The organism is Streptomyces sp. NPDC048484, from assembly GCF_040651415.1.
GTDB lineage: Bacteria > Actinomycetota > Actinomycetes > Streptomycetales > Streptomycetaceae > Streptomyces.
The window spans coordinates 149,115-174,971 of record NZ_JBEZJY010000017.1 but is presented as its reverse complement, the minus strand read 5'-3'; the positions used below and the strand labels follow the sequence as shown (position 1 = coordinate 174,971).

23 protein-coding genes and 1 tRNA gene are annotated in these 25,857 nt (G+C 70.1%); 7 read left to right on the top strand and 17 right to left on the bottom strand.

What is annotated here, in order from left to right:
- The first annotated feature begins 39 nt into the window (after nt 1–39).
- On the top strand, nt 40–1,218 hold the full coding sequence (locus tag AB0D14_RS19255) for a serine hydrolase domain-containing protein (protein WP_362780404.1): 1,179 nt from the start codon (nt 40–42) through the stop codon (nt 1,216–1,218).
- A gap of 35 nt (nt 1,219–1,253) precedes the next feature.
- On the opposite strand, the gene AB0D14_RS19250 is transcribed toward AB0D14_RS19255, so the two are convergent.
- Together AB0D14_RS19250 and AB0D14_RS19245 are read right to left on the bottom strand one after the other, a co-directional pair.
- The gene (locus AB0D14_RS19250) at nt 1,254–1,445 is read right to left on the bottom strand and encodes a DUF397 domain-containing protein (RefSeq protein WP_362780403.1); all 192 of its coding nucleotides are present in this window, start codon (nt 1,443–1,445) and stop codon (nt 1,254–1,256) included.
- A 4-nt stretch (nt 1,446–1,449) separates the two neighbouring features.
- Complete coding sequence (locus tag AB0D14_RS19245) at nt 1,450–2,301, bottom strand: helix-turn-helix transcriptional regulator (RefSeq protein WP_362780401.1); 852 nt, start codon at nt 2,299–2,301, stop codon at nt 1,450–1,452.
- 271 nt (nt 2,302–2,572) lie between these two features.
- Between AB0D14_RS19245 and AB0D14_RS19240 the strand changes: the two genes are divergently transcribed.
- Nucleotides 2,573–2,950: an ATP-binding protein gene (locus AB0D14_RS19240; RefSeq protein WP_362780454.1), complete on the top strand. Its 378-nt coding sequence runs from the start codon at nt 2,573–2,575 to the stop codon at nt 2,948–2,950.
- Nucleotides 2,951–3,203: 253 nt separating this feature from the next.
- Here AB0D14_RS19240 and AB0D14_RS19235 read toward each other — a convergent pair whose 3' ends face one another.
- The 3 genes from AB0D14_RS19235 to AB0D14_RS19225 are packed head-to-tail and all read right to left on the bottom strand — an operon-like array spanning nt 3,204 to nt 5,617.
- The gene (locus AB0D14_RS19235) at nt 3,204–4,214 is read right to left on the bottom strand and encodes an AraC family transcriptional regulator (RefSeq protein WP_362780400.1); all 1,011 of its coding nucleotides are present in this window, start codon (nt 4,212–4,214) and stop codon (nt 3,204–3,206) included.
- Nucleotides 4,215–4,268: 54 nt separating this feature from the next.
- Nucleotides 4,269–5,114 (bottom strand): DMT family transporter, encoded by an 846-nt coding sequence (locus AB0D14_RS19230; RefSeq protein WP_362780399.1) that lies wholly within the window; start codon nt 5,112–5,114, stop codon nt 4,269–4,271.
- The gene (locus tag AB0D14_RS19225; RefSeq protein WP_362780398.1) at nt 5,111–5,617 is read right to left on the bottom strand and encodes a YbaK/EbsC family protein; all 507 of its coding nucleotides are present in this window, start codon (nt 5,615–5,617) and stop codon (nt 5,111–5,113) included. Before AB0D14_RS19225 ends, AB0D14_RS19230 begins: the two co-directional genes overlap by 4 nt.
- A gap of 347 nt (nt 5,618–5,964) precedes the next feature.
- Between AB0D14_RS19225 and AB0D14_RS19220 the strand changes: the two genes are divergently transcribed.
- The gene (locus tag AB0D14_RS19220) at nt 5,965–7,452 is read left to right on the top strand and encodes a DUF4157 domain-containing protein (protein WP_362780396.1); all 1,488 of its coding nucleotides are present in this window, start codon (nt 5,965–5,967) and stop codon (nt 7,450–7,452) included.
- 82 nt (nt 7,453–7,534) lie between these two features.
- Here AB0D14_RS19220 and AB0D14_RS19215 read toward each other — a convergent pair whose 3' ends face one another.
- The 3 genes from AB0D14_RS19215 to AB0D14_RS19205 form a co-directional block, all read right to left on the bottom strand.
- Nucleotides 7,535–9,022 carry an oxidoreductase gene (locus tag AB0D14_RS19215; RefSeq protein ID WP_362780394.1) on the bottom strand — a complete coding sequence of 496 codons (1,488 nt, stop codon included), beginning with the start codon at nt 9,020–9,022 and terminating at the stop codon, nt 7,535–7,537.
- 256 nt (nt 9,023–9,278) lie between these two features.
- The gene (locus tag AB0D14_RS19210) at nt 9,279–11,555 is read right to left on the bottom strand and encodes an MMPL family transporter (protein WP_362780392.1); all 2,277 of its coding nucleotides are present in this window, start codon (nt 11,553–11,555) and stop codon (nt 9,279–9,281) included.
- A gap of 216 nt (nt 11,556–11,771) precedes the next feature.
- Nucleotides 11,772–12,362, bottom strand: coding sequence for a TetR/AcrR family transcriptional regulator (locus AB0D14_RS19205; RefSeq protein ID WP_362780389.1), 591 nt, complete (start codon nt 12,360–12,362; stop codon nt 11,772–11,774).
- Between the two features lie 336 nt (nt 12,363–12,698).
- Between AB0D14_RS19205 and AB0D14_RS19200 the strand changes: the two genes are divergently transcribed.
- A complete protein-coding gene (locus tag AB0D14_RS19200; protein ID WP_362780451.1) occupies nt 12,699–16,118 on the top strand; it encodes a S41 family peptidase in 3,420 nt (1,139 codons plus the stop codon).
- A gap of 157 nt (nt 16,119–16,275) precedes the next feature.
- Here AB0D14_RS19200 and AB0D14_RS19195 read toward each other — a convergent pair whose 3' ends face one another.
- From AB0D14_RS19195 to AB0D14_RS19180, 4 genes are all read right to left on the bottom strand, one after another.
- Nucleotides 16,276–16,551: a hypothetical protein gene (locus AB0D14_RS19195; protein WP_362780386.1), complete on the bottom strand. Its 276-nt coding sequence runs from the start codon at nt 16,549–16,551 to the stop codon at nt 16,276–16,278.
- An 81-nt stretch (nt 16,552–16,632) separates the two neighbouring features.
- On the bottom strand, nt 16,633–17,523 hold the full coding sequence (locus tag AB0D14_RS19190; RefSeq protein WP_362780383.1) for an SDR family oxidoreductase: 891 nt from the start codon (nt 17,521–17,523) through the stop codon (nt 16,633–16,635).
- Complete coding sequence (locus tag AB0D14_RS19185) at nt 17,520–18,446, bottom strand: alpha/beta hydrolase (RefSeq protein ID WP_362780381.1); 927 nt, start codon at nt 18,444–18,446, stop codon at nt 17,520–17,522. The genes AB0D14_RS19190 and AB0D14_RS19185 overlap by 4 nt, the downstream gene beginning before the upstream one ends.
- Complete coding sequence (locus AB0D14_RS19180; RefSeq protein ID WP_362780378.1) at nt 18,443–20,035, bottom strand: NAD(P)/FAD-dependent oxidoreductase; 1,593 nt, start codon at nt 20,033–20,035, stop codon at nt 18,443–18,445. The genes AB0D14_RS19185 and AB0D14_RS19180 overlap by 4 nt, the downstream gene beginning before the upstream one ends.
- Nucleotides 20,036–20,204: 169 nt before the next feature.
- On the opposite strand from AB0D14_RS19180, the gene AB0D14_RS19175 reads away from it, so the two are divergent.
- Nucleotides 20,205–20,828: a MerR family transcriptional regulator gene (locus AB0D14_RS19175; RefSeq protein WP_362780450.1), complete on the top strand. Its 624-nt coding sequence runs from the start codon at nt 20,205–20,207 to the stop codon at nt 20,826–20,828.
- 124 nt (nt 20,829–20,952) lie between these two features.
- Here the strand turns inward: AB0D14_RS19175 and AB0D14_RS19170 are convergent, their stop codons facing one another.
- Complete coding sequence (locus AB0D14_RS19170; RefSeq protein WP_362780375.1) at nt 20,953–21,756, bottom strand: exodeoxyribonuclease III; 804 nt, start codon at nt 21,754–21,756, stop codon at nt 20,953–20,955.
- An 86-nt stretch (nt 21,757–21,842) separates the two neighbouring features.
- Here AB0D14_RS19170 and AB0D14_RS19165 point away from each other — a divergent pair, with 86 nt between their 5' ends.
- Nucleotides 21,843–22,319, top strand: a complete 477-nt coding sequence (locus AB0D14_RS19165) for a GNAT family N-acetyltransferase (RefSeq protein WP_362780372.1) — start codon at nt 21,843–21,845, stop codon at nt 22,317–22,319.
- A gap of 142 nt (nt 22,320–22,461) precedes the next feature.
- Here AB0D14_RS19165 and AB0D14_RS19160 read toward each other — a convergent pair whose 3' ends face one another.
- The 3 genes from AB0D14_RS19160 to AB0D14_RS19150 are packed head-to-tail and all read right to left on the bottom strand — an operon-like array spanning nt 22,462 to nt 24,711.
- Nucleotides 22,462–23,505: an alpha/beta fold hydrolase gene (locus AB0D14_RS19160; protein ID WP_362780370.1), complete on the bottom strand. Its 1,044-nt coding sequence runs from the start codon at nt 23,503–23,505 to the stop codon at nt 22,462–22,464.
- Nucleotides 23,506–23,530: 25 nt separating this feature from the next.
- The gene (locus AB0D14_RS19155; protein ID WP_362780367.1) at nt 23,531–24,031 is read right to left on the bottom strand and encodes a DinB family protein; all 501 of its coding nucleotides are present in this window, start codon (nt 24,029–24,031) and stop codon (nt 23,531–23,533) included.
- A gap of 53 nt (nt 24,032–24,084) precedes the next feature.
- The gene (locus AB0D14_RS19150; RefSeq protein ID WP_362780364.1) at nt 24,085–24,711 is read right to left on the bottom strand and encodes a class I SAM-dependent methyltransferase; all 627 of its coding nucleotides are present in this window, start codon (nt 24,709–24,711) and stop codon (nt 24,085–24,087) included.
- A gap of 88 nt (nt 24,712–24,799) precedes the next feature.
- Between AB0D14_RS19150 and AB0D14_RS19145 the strand changes: the two genes are divergently transcribed.
- Nucleotides 24,800–25,408: an XRE family transcriptional regulator gene (locus AB0D14_RS19145; protein WP_362780361.1), complete on the top strand. Its 609-nt coding sequence runs from the start codon at nt 24,800–24,802 to the stop codon at nt 25,406–25,408.
- A 368-nt stretch (nt 25,409–25,776) separates the two neighbouring features.
- Here the strand turns inward: AB0D14_RS19145 and AB0D14_RS19140 are convergent.
- Nucleotides 25,777–25,850, bottom strand: a tRNA-Ala gene (locus AB0D14_RS19140).
- Nucleotides 25,851–25,857 lie beyond the last annotated feature (7 nt).

The following is a 25,857-nucleotide window of genomic DNA, read 5'->3' as shown; positions in this document are numbered from 1 at the left end:
GCGACGAGAGCGGCGAGGGGTACGGACGTGGGAGTTGGCATGGTCGTGAACGGCGCGGTGGCCGAGGGCTTCGAGCCGGTCAGGGCGGCGTTCGTACGCAACTTCGAGATGCTCGGTGACCGGGGCGCGGCGGTCGTCGTGTACCGGGACGGGCACCAGGTCGTGGACCTGTGGGCCGGCGAGAAGAACATCGACGGCACCGTCGGCATCGAGGATCCCTGGGAGCGCGGCACCGCCCAGATCGTGCGCTCGGCGACCAAGGGGGTCGCTGCGGCGGCGCTGCTCCTCCTGCACCAGCGGGGCCTGCTGGACCTGGACGCCCCGGTGGGCGAGTACTGGCCCGAGTTCAAGGCGGCGGGCAAGGAGCGGGTGCTGGTCCGGCAGGTGCTCGCGCACCGGGCCGGGCTGCCGGTCCTGGACCGGCCGCTGACCCCGGAAGAGTCGCTGGATCCGCTGCGGGGCGCCGAGGCCGTCGCACGCCAGACCCCCGTCTGGGAGCCCGGCACCGATCACGGCTACCACGCGCTGACGTACGGCTGGCTGGTCGGTGAGCTGCTGCGGCGCGTCACGGGCGTCGGCATCGGTGACTGGATCGCCGAGGAGATCGCCGGGCCGCTGGGCGCGGACCTGTGGGTCGGCCTGCCGGACCGGGAGGCGGGCCGGGTCGGCAGGGTGGGCCGCATCGAGACACCGGCGGCCGGGGACAGGGGTCTGCGGGCACGTCCGAAACAGACGGTGGCGGAGGCCTACGAGGACCCGGCCTCCCTCACCCGCCGGGCCTTCGCCGCGATCACCCCGTTCCCGGACCAGAACGACCCGGCGTACCGGGCGGCGGCACTCCCCGCGACGAACGGCATCGCGACGGCGGACGGACTGGCCCGCTTCTACGCGTCCCTGATCGGTGCGGTGGACGGCGGCACACGCCTGTTCACCCCGGGCACGCTGGCGGCAGCCCGCACGGAGGAGTCCGCAGGCCCGGACCGCGTCCTGGTCATCAACACCCGCTTCGGTCTCGGCTACATGCTGCACGGCTCCGCGTCACCGTTCCTGAACCCCGGTTCCTTCGGCCACCCGGGCCGCGGCGGCTCCCTGGGCTTCGCCGACCCCGAGACGGGCATCGCCTTCGGCTACGTGACGAACGGCTTCCGCAAAACGGTGACGGCGGACCCGCGGGCGCAGGCGCTGGTGAGGGCGGTACGGGCCGCACTGTCCTCGTAGCCGAGTCGTGCTGGCGTGCTGGCGTGCTGTGGGTCTTAGCCCTCGGCGAGCTTCAGCCCTTCGACGAAGACGGTGAAGGCGCCCGTGGGGAACGAGAGCGTTCCCCGAGCGGGGGTCTTCGAGTCGCGGATGGCTATGCGGCTCCGGCGGTGTGCCACCTCGACGCACGCGTCGCCCTGACCGCCGCCGGAGAAGGACGACTTCTTCCAGCCGTTGGAGGTGATCATGTCCTTAAGGCTCCTTCGCAAGCTGGTGGATGAAGTCACGCGAACGGTCGGGGTCGAGAGAGACCGCCTCTACCCTACGGAAGAGTGTTCGGTAGCGACTTAGTTGAGCCTCGGCGTCGACGAAAACGGGGCCGTTGGGACTGTCACGTACAACAGTGTCCAGCTTGGGTACAGGGCCGCCCGCGTACACCATGGCGCTTCCGGCTCCGCCGAAGCCGTCCACTTCGAAGGGGATGACGCGCACAGTAATGTGGTCGGCTTCGGAAAGTTCGAGCACATGGGTGAGTTGGGCCCGTGCCGTGACTCGATCGCCGACTCTGATGCGCAGGGCCGCCTCGTGGATCACTGTCTCGTACGGAGTCGGGTCGGAGCGCTCGATGATGACTCTGCGCTTCATCCGGTGTTCCACCCAACGTTCCACTTCACTTTGCGGATACTCGGGATTGACGTAGGTGAAGAGCGCCCGGGCGTAGTCCGATGTCTGCAGCAGGCCTGGGATGTGCAGGAAGTCCACATCCCATCGGTACTTGGCATGGTGCTCCAGTTCGGGCAAGTCCAGGAACGGTGTCGGGAAGTGGCCCCGGTACTCCTCCCACCAGCCGCGTGCGCGGTCGGTCGCCATAGTTACCAGGGCGTCCAGCAATTCGCCGTCCGTGCAGGCGTAGATGAAGGCCAGGCGGCGCAACCGTTGTGCGCTCACTCCGGAGATGCCTGACTCGATCTGGCTCATCTGCACAGAATCGGCTCCGATCAGGGCTGCGGCTTCGCGCGCCTTCAGCCCTGCGGCTTCGCGTAGTTTGCGCAGCTCAAGACCGAGGCGTGCCTGCCGGGCGGTGGGCTGCGGGCGACGCGGCATCTACTTCCTCCTCGCCCCCCAACTACTGGGAGCTTGAGACTCGTTCGGGGGCAAGATTACGGCAGCGACTTGCGGAGACCTAAATTTAGGTCCTACCGTCAGTGACGCATCGCACACGCTGCGAAGCGCCGGGGCGCCGGAAGCGCACCGCTCCGTCCTGCCGTGACGGCTGCGGCATTGTCACCGGTCGTCGGCCCCAACCCCACACCAGCGAACGGAGTTACGCACGCCCGAAAACAAGACCCACGCCCCCTGGGAGTACTCCCTCTCCATTCCGAACGACCTGCGCGCCGTCACCGTCAGCCGCCGCACCCTCCGCCTCATCCTCACCGTCCATGGACTCATCCGCCTCGTCGACGTCGCCGAGTTGCTCGCGGCCGAGCTGGTCTCCAACGCCGTACGGCATACGAAGGGGCCGGTCGCGCTGCGGGTGCACTGGGCGGCGGGTGTGTTGCGGATCGGGGTCTGGGACACCGATCCGGAACCGCCTGGGCCGCCGCACCCCCTGGAGCGGGTCGGTGACTTGCTTGAGGAGGGGAGAGGGCTGGCGCTGGTCAGGGCCTGTGCCGATGAGTGGGGCTGGCAGCCGCTCATCAGGAACGGCGACACGGGGAAGTACGTATGGTGCGCGCTGACCGCTGCGGCATGAGCTTCGGCCTGGTCCTCGACGCGGCCCGGTGACCAGAAGGCCGCCCAGTGACCGGACATTGCGAAGGCGCACCAGGGCTCCCCCGCGGCCCTGGCGCGCCTCCGTCTTCCCCCGTCTCCCGGTAACCCGGTCGCCCGGTCTTCCGGTAACCCGGTCTTCCGGTAACCCGGCCCCTGGTCAGCGCGTACGCCGTCCGTGGTGATCACAAGGATGCTCGGCGAGGGCCCGTCTGTCGTTGGCCTGCCGTCCACGCCTACTTGGCGGAGCGTCCACGGACCGACGTGTCCGCCCCGGGGCCCGCGGCCAGTGCCTGTCGGCGGAACTCGCCCGGCGGGAGGCCGTAGGCGGTGCGGAAGGCCCGGGTGAACTCCGGGGCGCGGGGGAAACCCCAGCGGGCCGCGACGGCGTGGACCGGCATCATGCACAGGGCCGGGTCGGTCAGATCGCGGCGGGCGTTCGCCAGCCGCCGGTCGCGGACGTAGGCCGCCACCGAGAGGCCCTCGGCCTGAAAGAGGCGGTACAGGTAGCTGCGTGAGATGTGGTGCGCGGCGGCGATCCCGGCGGGGGTCAGTTCCGGGTCGTCCAGGTGCCGGTTGACGAACGCCTTGACGCGCAGGACCAGCGTCCGGTCACGGGTCTCCGGTGGCAGCCGGACGTCGTCGTCCACGGCGTGGGCGAACACGGCGGTCACCAGGTCGGCGACGACCGTGCCCAGCCGGGGCGCGTCCGGCGGCCGGTACGGGCCGGTGTCCGACGCCAGTTGGACGAGCAACTGCGCCAGCAGCGCGCCGGTCCCCTCACGGCCCGATATCCGGCGCCCGATCACCTGGTCGGCGCGGCCCGTGGGCAGTGCCACGAGCGCCCGCGGGATCTCGACCCCGACGATGGTGACCGGGTCGGGGCCGGTGGCCACCTCCCACGACCGCGAGGAGCAGTTGATGTGGAAGTCGCTGATCCGGTACGCGGCCTGCTGTCTGCCCCAGGCGGCCATTCCCTCGCCCCGCAGCAGCAGGGAGAGGTGGAAGGCCTCGGGGTCGGACTGGCGGACGAGCTTCGGGGTCCGGCGGAAGATCAGGTGGTCGAAGGTCGCCGGCCACACCGCCACGCCTCCCAGCCCGATCAGGCGCTGGTGCCCGCGGTAGTCCGCCGCGCGGTCGCTGGCCAGCTGCATGGGCGCGTGGGTGTGGCCCAACCGCTGTGTCCATGCCTCGAACCGGTCGGCCACCGGAAGATCCACGGTTCGCAGGACCGACTCGGGCAGCACGCGGCCAGTCAACCACACGGGTTTCCGGTCGCCGCGTTCGCGCTCGCTCCTGCCCTAACCGGCGTGCAGCATCAGCCCTGTCCCGATCACCAGCAGGGCCGCCGCGGCGATACGCGTCGCCCCGAACCGCTCCTTGAAGAACACGGCTCCGATGGCCGCGCCCACGATGACCGACGATTCGCGCAGGGCGGCGATCGGGGCCAGTTCCGCTCTGGTCTGGGCCCACAGGACCAGTCCGTACGCGGAGACGGACAGTGCGGCTCCGAGGAGCCCCACTCCGGCGAACGGCCGGAGGTCGCCGAGGAGTTCGCCGCGCCGGTGGTACAGCGCGTAGGCCGGTACGACCAGGCCCTCCACCGCCATCAGCCAGGCGATGTATCCGAGGGAGGAGCCGGAGGCGCGTACGCCGAGGCCGTCGACGACGGTGTACGCCGCGATGGTCAGGCCGGTCGCGAGCGCCGCGCCGATGGCCGCCCAGTGGGGCCGTTTCCCGCGCAGGCCCCACAGCGCGACGCCGGTCAGCCCCGCGCACGACACGGCGATGCCGGTGGCCGCCCAGCCGTCGGGCACCTCGTGCGCGAAGAGGGCGGCGAGCAGGGTGACCACCAGGGGCGCGGTGCCTCGCGCGATGGGGTACGCCTGGCCGAAGTCGCCCAGGCGGAAGGACCGCATCAGCAGTAGGTAGTACGCGACATGGATGACCGCCGAGACGATCAGGTACGGCCAGGCCGCCGCGGCGGGGAAGGGCACGAACGGCACCATGGCCAGGCCGATGAGCGCCCCGCCGCCCGCGATCAGCGTGAAGCCGACCAGCTTGTCGGTGATCCGGTGGGCTATCGCGTTCCAACTGGCGTGCGTGACCGCCGCGGTCAGGACGGCCGCGGTGACCAGCGGGGTCACTCGAACTGCTCGCGGACGTCCGCCAGGGTGCCGCCGGCGTGGGCGATCAGCGTCTTCGGGTCCATCGGGAACACGGCGTACGGGGTGCCGGCCGCGGCCCACACGATGTCGTGGTCGAGCAGCGAACGGTCGGCCAGGACACGGGTCTTGCCGCGATGCCCGAAGGGGGGTACGCCGCCGATCGCGTACCCGGTCGTCTCCCGCACGAGATCCGCCCGGGCCCGGGTCACCTTTTCGACGCCCAGCTCCTGTCGTACGAGTTCCAGGTCCACGCGGGACGCGCCGTCCATCAGCACCAGTACCGGGACACCGTCCGCCGCGAAGATGAGCGACTTGCAGATCTCGCTCAGCTCGCAGCCGACCGCCTCGGCGGCCTCGACGGCGGTGCGGGTGGCGTCCGGGAAGCGGCGGATCCGCGGAAGCAGGTCGTCGAGACCCATCTTCCGCACGGCCTCGGCGAAACGGGGATGGGCTGCGTTCGGTTCTTCTTCGGCGGTGGTCATGAAGAGCACGCTAGGGCCTGTCCCAGTGCCGCGACACTGGTCGGTGGGTGGGTGTGGGTCTGTGCAGCACGTATCTGTGCAGCACGTAGTTGATCGCGGGGTTGTCCGCACGGGTCGGCTCCGGGTCGCCCAGGCGCCGGTTGACGAAACGCCTCGACGCGCAGGACCAGTGTGCGGTCGCGGGTCTCCGGTGGCAGCCGGACGTCGTCGTCCACGGCGTGGGCGAACACCGCGGGCAACAGCTGTGCATCCATGGATGCCCTCGGGGTCCTTCCGTCCGCCGGTCCTCCTGAGGTTTCCTGGTCTGTCTGCTCCTGCCCAGCATCCTGTGAAGGAGAAGATTTCTTTTGCACGGCCACGAAGAGAAGTTGAACAAGAAAACTCCACCGGGCGGCGTCAAGGGGCGGCAGCCCGTCTCGCGTGCTCGGTCCACCGCCTCGCCTGCCACGGTGTCGCACGCCGCGACGGGCGCGGGAGCGGCCGCCCGGAGCCCGGCGTCGATGCTGGCGCTGCAGCGGTCCGTGGGCAATGCCGCCGTCATCCAGTTGCTGGCCAGCGAGCGGCACAGTCATTCCTCGTCGTGTGGTCACTCGGCGTCTGTCGACGTGCAGCGTCGTGTGGGCGCACCTGAGCACCGTGACGAGGCCGAGGAGCATCAGCGTCAGGCCGACAACGTGCGTGAGGTGCTGAAGTCTCCAGGCCGCCCGATGGACGAGCCGACGCTCAACGAGATGCAGGCACGGCACGGCGGCGTGGACTTCTCCACGGTCCGCGTGCACGACGATGCGAAGGCGCAGCGTTCGGCGGCCGAGATCGGGGCCCGTGCGTACACCTCGGGCGAGAGCATCGTGCGGGGGAAGGACGGTACCGACAAGAAAACCCTGGCGCACGAGCTCAAGCACGTGCTTCAGCAACGCAAGGGCCCGGTCGCGGGAACGCCGACCGGGGGCGGGCTGACGATGAGCAACGAGAACGACCACCACGAGCGCGAGGCCGAGGCCTCCTCGAACGAGGTCATGTCCGGCCCTGTGCCCGTTCAGTCGGCGCCGTCGGCAGAAGGTGCGGAATCCGGGTCCCCGGATGCGGTGCAGCGGTCGGCGTCGCAGGAGGGGAGCACGGACTCCGGATCGCTGAACACCGTGCAGCGTGCCAAAACCAAAGAGGAATCGAGAAGTTCCAGGAGCTCGGGGAAGCGGAAAGCGGACCGGGAGAAGGGCGAAAGTCCGCCGCGCGAGCGGCGGAAGACCCGCGGCAGCGACCGTCCTGAGGCAGATCTGGACAGGCCGGTCCTGACATTCGCTTCCGAATACACCGGCGATGCCCACCAGAACATCGACTACGACACGAACATAGGATTCCAGCAGACCGCCACCTTGCAGAATCCCGCGAACTCCACCTCGAGCGTCGCAGCCAACTACCACTTCTGGCAGGAGGTCACCGACTCGAGCGTGCAGGTCGTCGAATCCATGGGATTGAAGCGCAACCAACGTAGCCGCCGGAACTGGCAGGTGGACGGCCCGTATCGTCCGAACTACGACGACTGGAGCATCACCAATGGTGCTCAGGCCATCTCCTTCACCGACTCGCCCGGTTTCACCGGCACAGCGAGAATGTCCCAGGGGTACTTCTTGAAGTCCTACGAGGTCAGCTTCCGCTGGAAGGTCGCCAAGAACACCGGGCAGAGCTTCAGGAACACGACGGCCGGGTGGACCAGCCCTGTCATGACGCACACGGTGACGTCAGACTTCGACCCCGACAGCCCGAGGGACTCGTCCCATGTCGTCCACCAGGCGGCAGGCAACCGTGCGTGGCAGGTCGACCTTTCGGGGACGTAGGGAACACGTGGCGGGGAGCGGCGGCGTTGCGTGGGCGGGGGAGCCCGGGTCACGTCTTGTTCAGTGGCCTTCAGTGGCCCGGTCACGTCTTGTTCAGTGACCGGGTCACGCCCGCGACGACCGCCGTCGTCAGCAGCCAGCCCGCCGCGATCAGAGCGTAGGACAGCCATTGCGCGCCGCTGCCTTCCGGCCAGTACCAGGCGGTGCGCTGGCCGAGGCCGCCGATGGGGATCAGCAGGTCGAGGGTGTAGACGAGGGCGCTGAACGGCGGGCCCTTGCCGGGCTCGGCCCGTATCGGCGTGTGCGCGCCGAAGACAACTCTGCCGAGGATGGTCAGAGCCATGATCCACACTCCGGCCAGCCAGGGGCGGTAGCCGTAGCCGACCAGGGCGTCGAGCAGGTGCCCCCACACCCGCCCGGCCGGATGCAGGATGCTGCGGCGGTGACGCTGCTTGGCCAGAAGCACTTTGCGGGCGTCGTCCTCATGGCCGACCTGCCGGTACCAGCTCGCCAGTTGCTCGTAAGGCTGCGGGGCGTAGCCGGGTTCACGCCGGATCCACTCCACGCGGCGTGTCGCGTCGTAGCCTCGTAGGCCGTCCTTGGGCTGGATGGAGGCGTAGGTGAACCCTTGTAGCCGCACGATGCGCGGCCAGCTGCCCTCGCCGTCGTGAAGGGCTGTGACCTGGGCTCCCCGGAGGTCCACAGCGCCGGAAGGTGGGGCGGCGGGGGTGAAGTGCACATCGCCTGCCTGCATCCGTGAGCAGTCCAGGGCCACGTCCTCGCCGTTCAGGACGGCGCCGTCGAAGGTGAGCTGATCCGATATCTGCGCGCCGCGCAGACATACGGTCCCCTGCGCGGTGAACCCTTTGGAGAAGACCAGGGTCGAGGCCACGGCGTTGTCCGCGAGGAGTGCCGGACCACCGGGGTTGTCCAGTCGGGCTCCCTCCATGAACAGGCCGCCGGGCAGGTGGGCTCCCAGCAGCCGTATCCCGCCGTGTGCGGTGAAGCCTCTGCGGCAGAAGATCGCGCCTTCCATGACCAGGCCGCCGGCGAACAACGCCCAACCGTCCGGGGCCGACAACATCGCCTCGCTCAGTTTCAACTCGCCTGCGATCCGGGCTCTCATGAGCGAAACTCTGCCGTCGAGAACCGATCGCTGCAGATTGAGAGTGCCCTCGATCCGGGCCAGCGTGGCGTCCATGCCGGGCGCCCGACTGCCGATGAACCCAACCGTCCGGGTGGCCGCTCCATAGAGGTTGGGAGCCTCCTCGAACCAGCAGCCCTCAAACCGCAGCATGTGCCCGATCTCCGCGCCGGCGAGATCGAGACGACCGGTGATCCGCGCGCCGGCCACCCACAGAGCGGTGACCGCCCCCGGCGGCGCCTCGTTCCCTCCCCGCGCCAAAGCCGTGACGACGGCCGCCCGGAGCGTGCGCTCGGGCCCCCAGTCCGCCCCTCCGGTCGGATCGTCCTCGCCCGGCGTGCCCGCGCGCAGGTCCACCCGGCGGCCTTCGGGGAAGGCGTCCCACACCTCACGTTCGGGCGGGGTCAGTTCTTCGTACGGCAGCATCGACACAGCGTAGACAGCACAGGCCCGGAACAGCCCCGGAACAGTTCCGGATGGCGTCGCCGTGACCACGTCCACCCGGACCACTGGGCCGGACCGCCTGCCGGACCGCCTGCCAGACCGCGGGCGCATCCGTACCGTCACGGAACTCCGGTCACCGGCACCGGGGTTCCGGCAGGGACCGGAAGAGGAGGAAGCCGGTGAGGGCCGTCCGTCCCCACGGAGCCCTCACCGGCTGGTTGTTGATGGAGCCGGTGCGTCAGACGCCGACCAGCTCCCGGTCCTCGTCCACGCCCTTCGGGCGGTCGTCGAGTGCCCGTAGGCCCTCGCCCTCGACATCGACGTTCGGCAGGGCGCGGTCCAGCCACTTCGGGAGCCACCAGGCCTTCTTGCCCAGCAGGGCCAGGACCGCCGGGACGATCGCCATGCGGACCACGAAGGCGTCGAAGAAGACGGCGATCGCGAGGCCGAAACCGATCATCTTGATCATCGAGTCACTGGCGCCGATGAAGCCGCCGAACACCGCCATCATGATGATCGCGGCGGCCACCACGACCCGGGCGCTGTGCCGGAAGCCGGTCACGATGGCCTGGCTCGGCGACTCGCCATGGACGTACGCCTCACGCATCCGGGTCACGAGGAACACCTCGTAGTCCATCGCGAGGCCGAAGACCACGCCCACCATGAAGATCGGCATCATCGACATGATCGGGCCGGACTCCTCGACGCCGATCAGTCCGGCCAGCCAGCCCCACTGGAAGACCGCGACCACGGCACCGAGCGCGGCGAGCACGCTCAGCAGGAAGCCGAGCGCCGCCTTGAGCGGGACCAGGATGGAGCGGAAGACCACGATCAGGAGCAGGAAGGCCAGGCCGACCACCAAGGCCAGGTACGGGACCAGTGCGTCGTTGAGTTTCTGCGAGAAGTCGATGTTCATCGCGGTGGTGCCGGTGACCAGTACCTCGGCGTCCGTGTCCGCCTTGGTGTCGGCGCTCTGTCCACGGATGGCGTGCACCAGGTCCTCGGTCTGCGCCGAGGACGGCTTGGAACCGGGGATCACGGTGATCGTCGCGGTGTCGCCTGCCTTGTTGGGCGTCGGCGGGGTCACCGTCACGACGTCCTTGAGACCCTTGATCCCGTCGGCCACGTCACCGAAGGCGGCCTTCGGGTCGTCGCTTTCCTTGGCGTCGACCACGATCATCAAGGGGCCGTTGAAGCCGGGGCCGAAGCCCTCGGACAGCAGGTCGTACGCCCGGCGCTGCGTCGTGGACGTCGGCTGCGAGCCGTCGTCGGGCAGGCCCAGCTCCAGCTGGGCGGCCGGCACGGCGACCACGCCCAGGCCGACCACACCGAGCAGCAGCACGGCGGCCGGACGGCGGATGACGAAGCTCGCCCAGCGGGTGCCCATGTTGGGTTTGCCCGCCTTGCCGGCCGCCTTGTCGGCCGCCTTGTCGGCCGTCGTCTCGGACGGCTCCTCGGCCGTGCTGGTGTTCTTGGCCTTCTTGGCCTTCTTGCCCTTCGCGCCTGCCGGGCGGATCTTCCTGCCCGCGTATCCGAGCATCGCCGGGATCATCGTCAGGGCGATGAGGACGGCGACCACGACCGTGCCCGCCGCGGCGAGGCCCATCTTGGTCAGCATCGGGACGTTGACGACCGCGAGGCCGGCCAGGGCGATGACGACCGTGAGGCCGGCGAAGACGACCGCCGAACCGGCGGTGCCGGTCGCGCGGCCCGCCGCCTCCTCACGTCCGCGGCCCTCGGCCAGCTCGGCCCGGTAGCGGGAGACGATGAACAGCGCGTAGTCGATGCCGACCGCGAGGCCGATCATCAGCGCGAGCGTCGAGGTGGTGTCGCCGAGGTCGAGCGCGTTGGCGAGTGCGGTGATGGTGGAGACGCCGATACCGACGCCGATGATCGCTGTCAGCAGCGGCAGTCCGGCCGCGACCAGCGAGCCCAGGGTGACGACGAGGACGACCGCGGCGAGGGCGAGGCCGATGATCTCGCCGGTCGCGCCCATCTCGGCCCCGGCCTCCAGCGCGTCACCACCGACGTCGACGGTCAGCCCGGTGGCCCGGGCCTTCTCCCCCGCGGCCTCCAGGGCGTCCCTGGTCGAGTCCGCGAGTTCCATACCGGGGGCGTCGTACTTCACCGACGTGTAGGCGACGGTCCCGTCCTTGCTCACGGCGTTCGTCGTGAACGGGTCGGTGACGGAGACGACCTCGGAGCCGTCGCCCAGTGTCTTGACGGTCCTTTCGACGGTCGCCTTGTTGCCGGCGTCCGTCATCTTCTGGCCCTCGGGCGCCTTGAAGACGATGCGCCCGGTCCCTCCGTCGGCGCTGGCGCCGGGGAAACGCTGCTCCAGCAGGTCGAAGGCCTTCTGCGCCTCGGTGCCGGGGATGGAGAAGGAGGTGGTGCCCGCGGGGGGCGCGGAGGCCGCGCCGACACCCGCGAGCGTCAGCAGGGCCACCCATATCAGGACGGCGAAGTGCCGTCGCCTGAAGGCGAGTCGGCCGAGTTTGTAGAGGAACGTTGCCACGAGGGCGTACTCCCGATCAGGTCGGTGATGGCTGGCATCAGGGCAGGGATCATCGGCCCGACGACGTGAGCGGTCGCGTCAGGTACACGTGCACTGGGGAGGTGTGCGCGATGTTCGTGGGGCGCAAAGGGTCGAGTCTCGGGGCGTGCGACTCGGGTGGGCCCGTGGGTTCGGGGGCCCGTGGGTCAGGGGTTCGTGGACGCGTAGGCCCGTGGGTCAGGCGACGAGGGCTGGGAGAACCACTGCGTCGATGTACGAGGACAGGTAGGTCTGCGTCGGCGGCTCGTTGTCGATCATCGTCCGGGCCACGAAAGCACCGATGATCATGTGCAGCACGTAGTCAATCGCGGGGTTGTCCGCACGGACCTCACCGCGGTCGACGCCTCGCTGCACCACCGTGCGCAGCTCTGCCAGTTCCGGTTCGACCAGCCATTCCCGCAGGGCGGTCAGCAGATCGGGGTTCGTGTGAACCGCCGTACCCAAGGCCCGCATCAGGGCTGAGTCCTGCTCCATCCGGCAGTCGTCCTGGCGGGTCGTCAACGCCTGGAAGTCACCCCGCAGGGAACCGGTGTCCACACTGGCGATGTCGACCGGCTTGTGATGCCGGATCGCCCTCGCCACCAGCTCGGCCTTGCCGCCCCACTGGCGGTAGAGCGTGGCCTTGCTGGACCGGGTGCGGGTCGCCACGGCGTCCATGGTCAAGGAGTCGTAACCGACCTCCCGGAGCAGGTCGAGCACGGCCTCGTACAGCTCGGCCTCGCGCTCGGGCGTGAGCCGACTGCGACGCGTCGTTGCTGTCTCAGCCATCCCATTCACCGCTTCTGCTCGAACGAAACCGTCTCGTACGCCTATGAAGATACCCTGAGCGCCAACGAAACGAAACCGTTTCGTACGTGTGGTGCATCACGCGTTTTCCGGGAACCACGAGTTGCCGGGCCCCGCCCACCGGAAAAGCATGGGTGAGTGAGCGACGAGTCCGAGTACGGGTACGGGAGCGGGACCGGCTCCGGGGCGGCATTCGGCTCTGGGTCCGGAGCCGCGTTCGGGAGCGGGTCCGGGGCCGCGTCCGGGAGCGGGTCCGAGTCCGGGGCGGGAGCGGCGGCCGGAGCCGGGGCGCAGTCCGGGGCCGAGTCCGGCTCCTATCTGCGCTTCCCGCATATCAGCGGCGACCTCCTCTGCTTCGCGGCCGAGGACGATCTCTGGGTGGCACCCCTCGACGGGCCCGGCCGCGCCTGGCGGCTCACCGTCGACCGTACGAAGGTGAGTCACCCCCGTTTCTCCCCCGACGGCCGCCACATCGCGTACACGACCTGGCGCAGCCTCGTGCCGGAGATCCATCTGGCGCCGGTGGACGGCGGCCCGGCCCGGCGGCTCACCTACTGGGGCAACGCCGACACTCAAGTCTGCGGCTGGTCGCCCCCCGATGCGGACGGGAACTGCGACATCCTCGCCGTCGCCTCGCACGGCGAGCCCTTCTCGTACTTCACCTGGGCCTACAGCGTGCCGATCGACGGCGGCCCCGGCGGCAAGCTGCCGTGGGGCCCGGTCTCCGACATCGCGGTCGCGGACTTCGACGACGAGCGCAAGACCCTGCTGCTCACCGGCACACCGCCGCACGAGCCCGCCGCCTGGAAGCGCTACCGCGGCGGTGCCACCGGGAGGCTCTGGCTGCACGGGCAGCGCATCCTCGCCGGCCTCGACGGGCATCTGGACTCGCCGATGTTCGTCGGCGGCCGGATCGCGTTCCTCTCCGACCACGAGGGCATCGGCAACCTGTACTCGTGTCTGCCCGACGGGTCCGACCTGCGGCGACACACCGACCATAACGCCTTCTACGCCCGGCACGCGTCGAGCGACGGCGCCAGGGTCGTCTACCAGTGCGCAGGCGACCTGTGGATCGTCGACAGCCTGTCCCCGGACTCCCGGCCCCGCCGTCTCGACGTACGGCTCGGCGGGCCACGCGCGGGACGCCGTCCCTACCAGGTGCCGGCCGCCCAGCACGTCGACGGGATCTCCGTGGACGAGACGGGCCGGGCGAGCGCCGTCGTCGTACGCGGCAGCCTGTACTGGCTCACGCACCGCGACGGTCCGGCGCGCACCATCGCGGACACGCCGGGCGTCCGCGTCCGGCTGCCGGAGATGCTCGGTTCCGGCGGCCAGGTGGCGTATGTGACGGACGCGGACGGTGAGGACGCCGTCGAGATCGCGTATCTGCCGCGCGCGACGGGCGTGCGCGAGCCGCGCCGGCTGGCCTCCGGCGAACTGGGCCGCGTCCTGGAACTCGTCTCGGACCCCCAGGGCGAGCGGCTCGCGATCGCCTCGGACGACGGCCGGCTGCTGTTGCTGGTCGTCGACGGACCCACCGGAGCCAACGGAGCCAACGGACCCAGCGGGACCAGCAGAGCCAAAGGGACCAGCAGGACCAACGGAGCCAGCGAGGTCACCAGAACCGTCGGAACCAGCGAGGTCACCGAAGTAACAGAGCTCATCCGGTCCATCAACGGGCCGGTGCGCGACCTCGCCTTCTCCCCCGACGGGACATGGCTGACCTGGTCGCATCCGGGCATCGGCCGTACCCTCCGCCAGATCAAGATGGCGCGGATCGCGGGGCCGGGCGCGCCCACGATCGTCGACGTCACCAACGGCCGCTTCGAGGACGAGAACCCGGTCTTCACCCGGGACGGCCGCTTCCTCGCCTTCCTCTCGTGGCGCGGCTTCGACCCGGTGTACGACGTCCACACGGGCGACCTCTCCTTCCCGCTGGGCTGCCGCCCGTATCTGGTGCCGCTGTCCTCGGCGACCCCGTCCCCGTTCGCGCTGACCCCCGAGGGCCGCCCGGCGGCCGGTGGCCTGGACGACGAGGGAGCCGGGGGCGGCGGCGCGGGGAGAGGGACAGGCTCAGGGGGCAGCACGGTGACCGTGGAGATCGAGGGCCTGGAGAGCCGCGTGACGCCCTTCCCGGTCACGGCCTCCAAGTACTCGGCGCTGTACCCGGTCGCCGGCGGCGGTCTCGTCTGGCTGCGCTGGCCGATCTCGGGGGCGCTGGGCGAGACGTTCGCGAACCCGGACGACACGAGCGGCCGGCCCACCCTTGAGTACTTCAACATCTCCAAGGGGAAGAAGTCCGAACTCGTCGAGCACCTCGACTGGTTCGCACTCAGCGGCGACGGCAGCCGTCTCGTCGTGGTCGACGAGGGAGACCTGCGGGCCGTTCCGTCCACCGAGTCCGGCGACAGCGACTCGACCGTCTGGATCGACCTGCGCCGCATCCTGCACGAGGTCGACCCGGCCGCCGAGTGGCGCCAGGCGTACGCCGAGGCGGGCCGCCTCATCCACGCCTACTTCTGGGAACCGGGAATGTGCGGCATCGACTGGGCGGGCATCCTCGACCAGTACCGCCCGCTGGTCGAACGGGTCGCGTCCCCCGACGAGTTCGCGGACCTGCTCCGCGAGGTACTGGGCGAACTGGGCACCTCGCACGCGTACGTCTCCGCAGCGCGCCGCAACGAGGGCCCACCGCACTATCAGCGACCTCAGGGCCTGCTGGGCGCCAACTTCGTTCGCAGGAACAGCGGTTGGATTGTCACGCGCATCCTGCCCGGCGACTCCTCGGACTCCAGGGCGCGTTCACCGCTGGCCGGTACGGGCATCCGCGAGGGCGCGCGGCTCACCCACGTGGACGGCCGCCCGGTGAATCCGGTCACCGGTCCGTACCCGCTGCTCGCCGGGGCGGGCGGTACGACGGTGGAACTCACGTTCACCTCCGCGGAGGACTCGGAGGACGCAGAGGACGCCGCAGGTAGCGCAGGGGGCTCGGAGGGCGCGGGCCGGTCCCGCCGGGTCGCGGTGGTCCCGCTCGTCGACGAGCGCCCCCTGCGCTACCAGGACTGGGTGGCCAAACGCCGGGAAGTGGTACGGGAACTGAGCGGCGGCCGATGCGGTTACCTGCACATCCCGGACATGGGCGGCTCGGGCTGGGCCCAGTTCAACCGCGATCTGCGCATGGAGGTGTCACGCCCCGCCCTCATCGTCGACGTACGCGGCAACGCGGGCGGTCACATCAGCGAGCTGGTCATCGAGAAACTCACCCGCACGATCATGGGCTGGGACCTGACCCGCAACGCCCAGCCGGTGTCGTACACGTCCAACGCCCCGCGCGGCCCGGTGGTCGCCCTGGCCGACGAGATGACCTCTTCGGACGGCGACATGATCACGGCGGCCTTCAAACTGCTCGGCCTCGGCCCGGTGGTGGGCCAGCGCACGTGGGGCGGGGTGGTCGGTATGACCGGCCGCCACAGCTTGGGCGACGGCTCGGTCATCACGGTCCCGATGAACGCCGCCTGGTTCGGCACGTACGGCTGGTCGGTCGAGAACCACGGCGTCACCCCGGACCTGGAGATCCTCCGCACCCCCCTGGACTGGGCGGAAGGCCGCCACGCCCAACTGGACGACGCGGTCCGGCTGGCCCTGGACCTCCTGACCACCCACCCGGCAGCGACCCCGCCCCCCTACACCAACCTCCCCGACAGATCCCGCCCGCCTCTACCGCCCCGCGCCCTGTAGACCTCCGCGTCTCCGCGCCTCTGCACCTCTGCACCTCTGCACCTCTCAAGAAAACTGCAACAAAAAACGTGGGGTGCCCCGGAGAAGAAGGGCACCCCACGTCAGATCGTCAGATCCGGCCAAGGCCGAACACTGAAGCGTCAGCGTCAGCGTCGGCTCAGACGTCGAGCTCGTCGAGCCGCTCCCGCGAACCCTGCTGACGCTGCGCGTCCTCAGGCATCCGCCGCTCCGAACGCTCGGGGCGGTCGGGGCGGTCGGGGCGCTCCGAACGCTCCGGACGCTCACGGTCGGGGCGCTCCGAGCGTTCCGGACGCTCACGGTCGGGCATCTGCTGCCCACGCTCGCCCGCTTCGTCGCGCCGCTCGCCGAACTTCTGCTTCGCGTTCCGCTGAAGCTCGTCGGACTTGTCCTGGAACTGGTCCTTCATGGCCATGAGGTTCACTCCCGTTTGTGGGTGAGGGGATCGGGCCTCGACCAGCGTGACACGCCCGGACATCGCGCGCATTTCGGTCAGTTACGAACGGTGACGCAGAGTTTCACGGGCGGTCTCGTCGGCGGCCCCACCGGCCCCGACGAGCCCCTTCCCCACACTTCCCAGCCGCGGCGCGAACCGCCGCATCTCCCGCTGCCCGACCGTCCCGATGAGCGCCGGGAGATACCCGCGCACCCCCTGCATCCCCCGCAACCACCACTGCCCGTACACATGACTGGACCGCCGCTCGATCCCCGCCACGATCCGGTCGACGGCCGGCCCCAGCGGGTACGTCCTGTTGGCGGGCCACGGCAGCCGCTGGCGCAACTCCCGCATCACGTCGTCCTGATCGGCCCCGCGCACCATGTCGGTGTCGGTCCACGACAGATACCCGACCCCGACCCGTACGCCCTTGTACCCGACCTCGGCCCGCAGGCTGTGCGCGTACGCCTCGACGCCCGACTTGGACGCGCAGTACGCGGTCATCATCGGCGCGGGCGTGATCGCGGCGAGTGAGGCGATCTGCAGCAGATACCCACGGCTCTCCATGAGGACGGGCAGGAAGGCCCGGGCCGTGACGGCCGACCCGATGAGGTTCACCTCGATGACCCGCCGCCAGGCGACCGGGTCGGAGTCCACGAACGGCCCGCCGTTGGCGACACCGGCGTTGGCGACGACGATGTCGACCTTCCCGAACCGCGCCTTCACCTCCCGCGCGACCTCCGCCATCGCCTCGTGGTCGGTGACGTCGGCGTGCCAGTAGCCGCTCTCGCCGTGCAGCCGCCCGGAGACGCCCTTCAGTTCCTCCAGCTCCAGACCGACGAGCGCGACCATGGCGCCGCGGGCGGAGAGCTTGCGGGCGAGGAGTTCCCCCACGCCCCGCGCGGCCCCCGTGACAACGGCGACCTGTCCTTCCAGACCGACCCTGCTCATGCACCCTCCTTGATCACTGCGTACGTGGAGACGAGGTCCCGTATCCGGGCGGTGACCAGGTCGGGTGCCTCCACCGGGGTCATGTGCCCGATGCCGGGAAGCTCGGTGGAGCCGACGCAGTTCGGCAGCGCGGCGACCAGGGAGCGAGCGTGCACGGCGGGCGTCAGCCGGTCGGCCGTCCCCACGACCACCTCGGTCGGCACGGTCAACTCCCGTACCGCGTGGTCGAGGTCGAGCAGGTCGAGCACCTTCGACCAGGAGTACCGCACCTGCCGGGGACACGCGTGCACGATCCGCGCACACGCCTCGACCATCACCGGCGCCGAACCGGGGCCCATCGTCCCGTACTTGAGGATCCGCCGGGCGAGCGGCGTGACCGGTCCGAGCGGTGCCCGCGAGCCGAGGATCCGCTTCGTGAGCCAGGTCCGCGCACGCCCGGCCCGCATCGGCAGCAGCAGCGACTCGGCGACCAGCCGCGAACTGCCCGTGCTGCACAGCAGTACGGCGGCGGCGTGCTCCCGGAACCCGGCCCGCCCGGACGCGGCCATCAGCGTCATCCCGCCCATGGAGTGCCCGGCCAGGACCGCCTTCTCGCCCGGCGCGAGGGTGGCCGCGAGCACCGCCTCCAGGTCGTCGGCGAGCGCGTCCGTGCTGCACACGGGGTTGGCGGGGCTGCGCCCGTGTCCTCGCTGGTCGTAGACGATCACCCGGTGACCGGCGGCGAGGCCGCGTATCTGCGCGGCCCAGAAGGCGGTCGAGCACGTCCATCCGTGCGCGAGCACCACCGCGGGGGCGGCGGGGTCGTCCACGGCTCCGTGCACCTCGACGTGCAGCCGCGCCCCGTCGGCGGAGATCGCTGTCAGCTCGCGCGCGGCGGTGGGCGGTGCGTAGGCCCCGGTGGCCTCGTACGTCAGTCGGCTCATGCTTCGGCCTCGGCCTTCTTCTCCGTACGGCGTGTGGGTCGCGGGGGCTGCGCGGCCGAAGCCGTTACGGGTTCAGATGTCGGCACCGGCACCGGCACCGACACCGGCGCTGACGCCGGCTGCCGGATCAGGTCGTACTCCGCCAGGTCGACGCGCCGGGTGGCGCCGCGGAACTCGGTGGTCGTGCCGGGCCACACCGTCGTGTTGACGCCGTTCCCGTCGAGGTACCAGCTGTCGCAGCCGCCGGTGGACCAGACCGTGCGCTTCATGCGCTCCTGGACCCGGTCGTTCCAGGCGTCGACCGCGCCGGGGCGTGCGTCGAGGGCCGCCCGGCCACCGAGCACGTCCAACTGCCGTACGTAGTCGGCCAGGTAGTTCAGCTGGGACTCGATCATGAGGATCATGCTGGAGTTCCCGAGGCCCGTGTTGGGGCCGATGATCGTCATCCAGTTGGGGAACCCGGCGGCGGTCGCGCCCCGCAGCGACCTCATGCCGGACGACGACCATGTCTCGGCGAGCGTCCTGCCCTCCGCACCGACGACCCGGTCGGCGATGGGCATGTCGGTGACGTGGAAACCCGTACCGAAGACGATCGCGTCGACCTCGGCCTCGCTGCCGTCGGCCGCGACGACGGTGGAGCCGCGGATCTCGCTGAGTCCGCTCGCGACCACGTCCACATTGGGCTGGGCGAGGGCCGGGTAGTACGTGCTGGACAGCAGGATGCGCTTGCAGCCGATGCGGTAGGAGGGGGTCAGCTTGGCCCGGAGCTTCGGGTCCTTGATGGCACGGGACATGTTCCGCTTGGCGATCTGCTCGACCAGGCCCAGCTCGTCGGGGCGCTTCGTGAACGCCTGGACCTGCAACTCCCGGATGCCCCACAGGAGTCCGCGCCGGAGCCGGGCGGTGACGGGAAGCGTCCGGTGCAGCAGCCGCTCGGCCCCGCTGATGGCCCGGTCGAGGCGCGGCATCACCCAGGGCGGGGTGCGCTGGAAGAGGGTGAGCTTTTCGACCTGCGGCTGGATCGCCGGCACGATCTGGATGGCCGAGGCCCCGGTGCCGATCACCGCGACCCGCTTGCCGCGCAGGTCGTGGTCGTGGTCCCAGCGGGCCGAGTGGAAGACCTTGCCGGGGAAGGTGTCGAGTCCGGGGACGTCCGGCACCTTCGGATCGGAGAGCGGCCCGGTGGCGGACACGACGATGTCGGCCGAGAGGGTTCCGCTGCTGGTCTCGATCACCCACCGCAGCTGCTCGGCGTCCCAGCTCATCAGCTTGACCTCGGAGTTCAACCGCAGATGCGACCGCAGTCCGAAGACGTCGGTGACGTGCTCCAGGTAGGCGCGGATGTGTTCCTGCCCGGAGAAGGTGCGCGGCCAGTCGGGATTGGGCGCGAACGAGAACGAGTAGAGATGGGACGGCACGTCACAGGCGCAGCCGGGATAGCTGTTGTCCCGCCAGGTCCCGCCCACGCTGCCGGCCCGTTCCAGGACGACGAAGTCGGTGACGCCCTCCCGGCGCAACCGCACGGCGGCGCCCAGTCCCCCGAAACCGGAACCGATCACCGCCACCCGTACATGTTCGTGCTCGGTCATGCCGATGCCTCCATGCCGATGCCTCCGTGCCGCGTACGACCACGCCAGTGAACACTGGCGCAATGGCGAGAGTAGAGCAGCTCCGTACTGATGGGTAGGGGTTGCGCGCACGAAAGTTACCGGCGGTACGCCGTAGGGTGCCGGTGTGGCGGACAAGCGGGAGTACCGAATGGAGGAGCTGGCCGGGGAGGCCGGCATCACCGTGCGCACGCTGCGCTTCTACCGTGAGCGGAAGCTGATCCCGCCACCGCGCCGCGAGGGCCGGATCGCCTGGTACGACGAGGACCACCTCGCCCGCCTGCGCACGATCGCCGCACTCCTGGAGCGCGGCCACACGCTCAACGGCATCGCCGAACTGGCCGAGGCCTTCGACCACGGCCGTGACGTCGGCGAACTGCTCGGTCTCGGCGCGCCCACCGAGGAGACCCCGGTCCACCTCTCCCCCGAGGAACTGGCCGACGTCTTCGCGGGCCAGGCGACCCCGGAGAACCTCGCCGCGTCCCTCGACCTCGGCTACCTCGCCACCGACGGGACGGACCTCGTCCACATCAGCCGCCGGCTCCTGGAGTCCTCGGCGGCCCTGGTCCGCGAGGGCGTCCCCCTCACGGACATCCTCTCCGCCGCCCGCCGCGTCCGCGAACACGCCGACGCCCTGGCCGAGGTGTTCACCGACCTCGTCCTCACCCCGGAACGCACCCCGGAGGACCTCCAGCGCCTCAGGCCCCTGGCCAAGAGCGTGGTGGAGGCGGAACTGTCGATGGCCCTGGACCGGCGACTGCAGAAGCGACCGTGAGCCCCGGGACGACATCCCGCCTGCCCGCAAGGGCCTCTTACCAGCTGCCGCCCACCTACCGCCGCCCTACTGCTCGCCCGCCGCCCGCCTGCCCCTTGCCACATGTCCATGCCGATGTCACATGTCACATGTCGAAGACCACGGTCACCGGCGCGTGGTCGGACCAGCGCTCCCCGTGGCTCGCCGCCCGCTCCACGTACCCCTTGACCGCACGCCGGGCGAGTCCGGGAGTCGCGACGGCGAGGTCGATCCTCCAGCCTGAATCGTTGTCGAAGGCCCGCCCCCGGTACGACCACCACGAGTACGGCCCCTCCACATCCGGATGCAGCGCGCGTACGACGTCGACGTATCCGCCCTCCGCCGCGTCGAAGACCTGCCCCAGCCACTCCCGCTCCTGGGGCAGGAACCCGGAGTTCTTCTGGTTCGCCCGCCAGTTCTTGAGGTCGGCGGGGTGGTGGGCGATGTTCCAGTCGCCGCACACCACGACCTCGCGCCCGTCGGCGGCGGCCCGCTCGCGCAGCCCCTTCAGATAGGTGAGGAACTCGCCCATGAACCGGATCTTCTCGTCCTGCCGCTCGGTCCCGACCTCACCGGAGGGCAGATACAGGCTGGCGACGGTGACACCGGGCAGGTCGGCCTCGACATAGCGCCCACTGCCGTCGAACTCGGCGGACCCGAAACCGATCTGGACGCGGTCGGGCTCGCGGCGCGTATAGAGGGAGACACCGGCCCGCCCCTTCGCGGCGGCGGGGGCGTGCACGACATGCCACCCCTCGGGCTGCCGCACGCCCTCCGGGAGCTGCTGGGGCTCGGCCCGTACCTCCTGGAGGCACAGCACGTCGGCGGACGTCTCCGCCAGCCATTCCACGAAGCCCTTCTTGGCGGCGGCCCGCAGCCCGTTCACATTCACAGAGGTCAGAGTCAGCACCCGGGCACGATACCGGCACACTGGACGAGCACACGCGCCCCCTGTTCCCGCATTCCCTCCTACTGTATAGAAGTACGATAGCCAGCATGGATATACGCCGGGTCGCCTTCGACCACCCCGACGCCGTCAAGCTCAACGACCAGGTACAGGCCGAGTACGCCGTGCGCTACGGGGACGAGGGCGACGTCACCCCGCTCGACCCGTCGATGTTCAGGCCGCCGCTCGGCCTCTACCTGATCGCGTACGACGGCCTGGGCCGGCCTGTGGCCACCGGCGGCTGGCGTACCCAGGACGAGAACGACGAGGGCTACTCGGACGGCGACGCGGAGCTGAAGCGCATGTACGTGGTCGACGAGGCCCGCGGCAACGGCCTGGCCCGCCGCATCCTGGCGGCACTGGAGGCCGACGCCCGCGCGGCCGGCCGCACCCGCATGGTCCTGGAGACCGGCAACAAGCAGCCCGAGGCCATCGCCCTGTACGCGTCCAGCGGCTACGAGCCCTGCGTCAAGTTCGGCCACTACCGCTTCCACGAGGACAGCCGCTGCTTCGCGAAACCTCTGTGAGGACAGGGCGGCTTACGCGGCACGGGCCGCACGGGCGGCGCGTGACTGTGGCCTCGGCCACCCGGCTGCGGCTCGAAGGAACGCGGCCCCGGTCGGCTTCGCTCCCGCCCCGGTGGCGTGGTCATCCGCCCCGGTGGCGTGGTCATCCGTCGAGGAAGCGCAACAGCTCGGCGGTGACGAACTGAGGGTTCTCCTCTACGAGCCAGTGCCCGGCTTTCGGCACGTCCACCGCCCGCACGATGTTGGTTATCCGCGGGGCCACCGTGCCCTGGATCGCGTCGAGCTGTCCTTGGGCGGTCATGAGCAGGGCCGGGACACGTGTCGGTGCCGCTGCCACGGTGTCGCGGACGTCCTTGTCGAGGGCGCGGTAGAGCTCGAAGCCGCCCGCCAGGACCTTGGGCCGGCTGTAGGTTCGTGCGTACTCGTTGATCTCGGTGGTGGTGAACGGGGACCGGTCAGAGGTGCCACCGAACGCCGTGCCGCCGAACGAGACCTGGGGATAGAACAGTGCCAGGTACTCGCGGACATCGTCGCCCACGACCGCCTCGGGGACCCGTCGCTGGGAGTGAAAGGCGATGTGCCAGCTCAGTGAGCGGTAGGTGGGTCCGTCGATCGCGGGCCCAGGCAGCGGCAGGTCGAGGTAGCCGAGGCGTGCGGTGTCGTCGGGGAATTGGCTGGCGTACTGGAATGCCACTGCGGCGCCGAGATCGTGCCCGATGACACGGGCGTCACTCACCCCGAGCCGATCGGCGATCAGCGTGTGCACGTACCGTGCCAGCGTGGCTTTGTCGTAGCCGGTCGGTGAGCCCTTGCTGTCACCCAGTCCGGGAAGGTCGATGGCGTAGATGGTGTGGTGCTTGGCGAGTTCCGGCATGACCGGCCACCAGCCGTACCAGGTCTGTGGCCAGCCGTGGATCAGCACGACCGGCGTGCCGCTGCCGCCGGTCACGTAGTGCATACGGACGCCGTCGACGTCGGCGAACTCGTGCCGGAAGGTGTTCTTGAACCGGGGATCCTCCTGGGTGGCGGCGGCGTAGGCGGGAACATCGTCGCCGGCTGTCGGCGTGGACGTGGACGTGGAACAGGCTGCGGTGACGATCGTGAGCAGGAGGGTGAGCATCACGGTCGCCACCGTGTGTGCGGGTCGGAGGAAGCGGCGCGGCAACGGCCGTGGTGCTGTGATCATGTGTTTCCGTCCTGGAGAAGGTGGATCAGCGGCCGGTCGTGCCGTCGATGAGTTCGCGGAGGATGTCCGCGTGACCCGCGTGCCGGCCGGTCTCCTCGATCATGTGGGTGAGTGCCCAGCGGATGCTGGGAGCGGGCCGGGCCGTCCGCGGCCGGGGGACGGGTGCGCCGGGATCGGTGCACCCGTCGAGAACGTCGTTCGCGCGCTCGACCGCGTCTCGGTAACGGGCGACGACATCGGCCACGCCGGCCGCCGGTGCGGCCGCGAACGTCGCCTGCCAGTCGGTGACGTCGTCCCCGAGGAACATCGAGCGCTCGACGAACGTCAGGTGGTTGAGCAGGCCGAGCAGGTTCGTGCCCGACGGCACCGCGGCTGTTAGCACCTGCGGCTCGGGGGCACCATCGACCTTCCCGGCGATCGAGGTCCGGAGGTAGTCGAGGAATCCGCGCAGGACCTCGATCTCGCTGTTTCCGGTCCGGGGCGGTGGGGTGTCGCGGCGCTGGCTGCGGCGCGCGGTGTTGGACATCGCGGCCTCCCTTCCTTTGTCTCCTTTGTCGAGGGCGGGCGCCAACCGCCGTGTCAGAGGGTGCGGCGGATGAGAAGGACGTGGTCGGTGACCTCGGCGGTGCGCCCGTCCGGTCCGGTCGCGATCCGGCTGGGTGCGTCGGCCCGCTCGACCGTCCATGTCTCCGGGGCCAGGTCGATACCCGCGGCGACTTCCCGCGGGCTCGGGTAGCGGATGTCGGGATCCTGGTTCCACGACCACGGCGCGACCGAGCCGTGGTCGACGACCAGCAGCCGCCCGCCCGGGCGCAGTGCGTGCGCGGCCGAGCGCAGGACGGTGGCCCGGTCCAGGTCGAAGGGGGTCTGCAGGTAGTGGGCGCAGATCAGGTCGAATCCGCCGGGCGGGAAAGCCTTGCGCAAGTCCGCCCGTACGGTGGTGACGTGGTCGCCCAGGCCGTGTGAGCGGGCGAGGGCGGCGAGCCGCTCGACCGCCACGGCCGAGATGTCGGCGGCGGTGACCTGCCACCCCAGGCGGGCGAGCCACAGCACGTCGCCGCCGTCACCGCATCCGAGGTCCAACGCGTCCCCGGGCGGCAGGCCCGTCACCGTCTCGGTGAGGCGGGCATTCGGCTGCGGGTTGCCGGCTGCCGACCGGGCCGCGTAGACGCCGTCCCAGAACGCGACCGCATCAGTGGTGCTCATCAGGACTCCTTGTGTCGGGGTGCACTCAGTCTTGACAGGCGCACCACGAACTGGCACGAAATCTTGCGTTAATGGCAAGGTGGGCCTCATGGATCCCAAGACGGACGACGACGTGCTCGACGCGGTGGGGCCGCGGCTCCGTGCGCTGCGTCGTGACCACGGCATCACCCTCGCCGCTCTCGCGGCGATGACCGGGGTGTCGGAGAGCACCCTCTCCCGGCTGGAGAGCGGGCAGCGCCGGCCGAGCCTGGAGTTGCTGCTGCCGCTGGCCCGTATCTACGACGTTCCGCTGGACGACCTCGTCGGTGCCGCGCGCACCGGCGATCCCCGGATCCACCTCAAGCCGATCAGACGGTTCGGAATGACCTTCGTTCCCCTGTCCCGGCGACCGGGCGGGGAGCACGCCTTCAAGATGATCATCCCCGCCCGGCCGGAACCACTCGAACCGACCCCGCAGACCCACGAAGGCTTTGAATGGCTCTACGTGCTCAACGGACGCCTGCGACTCGTGACCGGCGAGCGCGACCTGACGCTGCCGCCCGGTGAGGCGGCCGAGTTCGACACGTCCTTGCCCCACTGGCTGGGCAGCGCCGACGGCGGCGCGGTGGAACTCCTCATCCTGTTCGGCCTGCAGGGGGTGCGTGCGCATGTACGCACCGACCCTCATCGGTCGTCTCAGTCCGGAAGCCGACGGTGAACTCAGCGAGAGATTCTGTATTCCCGATTCCCGTCAGCAGCGAGCCCTGCCTCGGGGAACATCGGTACAGCCGTTGGCGCTGAGAACGGTCATGGTCGGCCAGCACATCGGCCGGTTCCTCCCGGACGACCCGCTCAATGCCCCCGTGGCCGGTGGCTGGTGGCCCGTGGTCGAGCACCTGGCCGGGCCGGCGCGCACAGTCATGCCCGTGCACCTGCCACAACCCCCGCGACGCCGGCCACGACACCACAACCTGCGCGCCCAGACCTCCCGACGAGCCCAGAAACGACGAAATCCCGTCCGATCGAAGTGATCGGACGGGATTTCGTGAACCGCTTACGAGCTAACTCGTGAACGGCCCGATGCGGTGGACCTGTGGGGATTTGAACCCCAGACCCCCTCGATGCGAACGAGGTGCGCTACCAGACTGCGCCACAGGCCCTTGCAAC

Bases quoted from the DNA above. Each gene is read 5' to 3' on its own strand.
- AB0D14_RS19255 (WP_362780404.1), top strand. From the start codon at position 40: ATGGTCGTGAACGGCGCGGTGGCCGAGGGCTTCGAGCCGGTCAGGGCG.
- AB0D14_RS19250 (WP_362780403.1), bottom strand. From the start codon at position 1,445: ATGATCACCTCCAACGGCTGGAAGAAGTCGTCCTTCTCCGGCGGCGGT.
- AB0D14_RS19245 (WP_362780401.1), bottom strand. From the start codon at position 2,301: ATGCCGCGTCGCCCGCAGCCCACCGCCCGGCAGGCACGCCTCGGTCTT.
- AB0D14_RS19225 (WP_362780398.1), bottom strand. From the start codon at position 5,617: ATGACCACCGCCGAAGAAGAACCGAACGCAGCCCATCCCCGTTTCGCC.
- AB0D14_RS19215 (WP_362780394.1), bottom strand. From the start codon at position 9,022: ATGCTGCCGTACGAAGAACTGACCCCGCCCGAACGTGAGGTGTGGGAC.
- AB0D14_RS19205 (WP_362780389.1), bottom strand. From the start codon at position 12,362: ATGGCTGAGACAGCAACGACGCGTCGCAGTCGGCTCACGCCCGAGCGC.
- AB0D14_RS19195 (WP_362780386.1), bottom strand. From the start codon at position 16,551: ATGGCCATGAAGGACCAGTTCCAGGACAAGTCCGACGAGCTTCAGCGG.
- AB0D14_RS19190 (WP_362780383.1), bottom strand. From the start codon at position 17,523: ATGAGCAGGGTCGGTCTGGAAGGACAGGTCGCCGTTGTCACGGGGGCC.
- AB0D14_RS19185 (WP_362780381.1), bottom strand. From the start codon at position 18,446: ATGAGCCGACTGACGTACGAGGCCACCGGGGCCTACGCACCGCCCACC.
- AB0D14_RS19180 (WP_362780378.1), bottom strand. From the start codon at position 20,035: ATGACCGAGCACGAACATGTACGGGTGGCGGTGATCGGTTCCGGTTTC.
- AB0D14_RS19175 (WP_362780450.1), top strand. From the start codon at position 20,205: ATGGAGGAGCTGGCCGGGGAGGCCGGCATCACCGTGCGCACGCTGCGC.
- AB0D14_RS19165 (WP_362780372.1), top strand. From the start codon at position 21,843: ATGGATATACGCCGGGTCGCCTTCGACCACCCCGACGCCGTCAAGCTC.
- AB0D14_RS19160 (WP_362780370.1), bottom strand. From the start codon at position 23,505: ATGATCACAGCACCACGGCCGTTGCCGCGCCGCTTCCTCCGACCCGCA.
- AB0D14_RS19155 (WP_362780367.1), bottom strand. From the start codon at position 24,031: ATGTCCAACACCGCGCGCCGCAGCCAGCGCCGCGACACCCCACCGCCC.
- AB0D14_RS19150 (WP_362780364.1), bottom strand. From the start codon at position 24,711: ATGAGCACCACTGATGCGGTCGCGTTCTGGGACGGCGTCTACGCGGCC.
- AB0D14_RS19145 (WP_362780361.1), top strand. From the start codon at position 24,800: ATGGATCCCAAGACGGACGACGACGTGCTCGACGCGGTGGGGCCGCGG.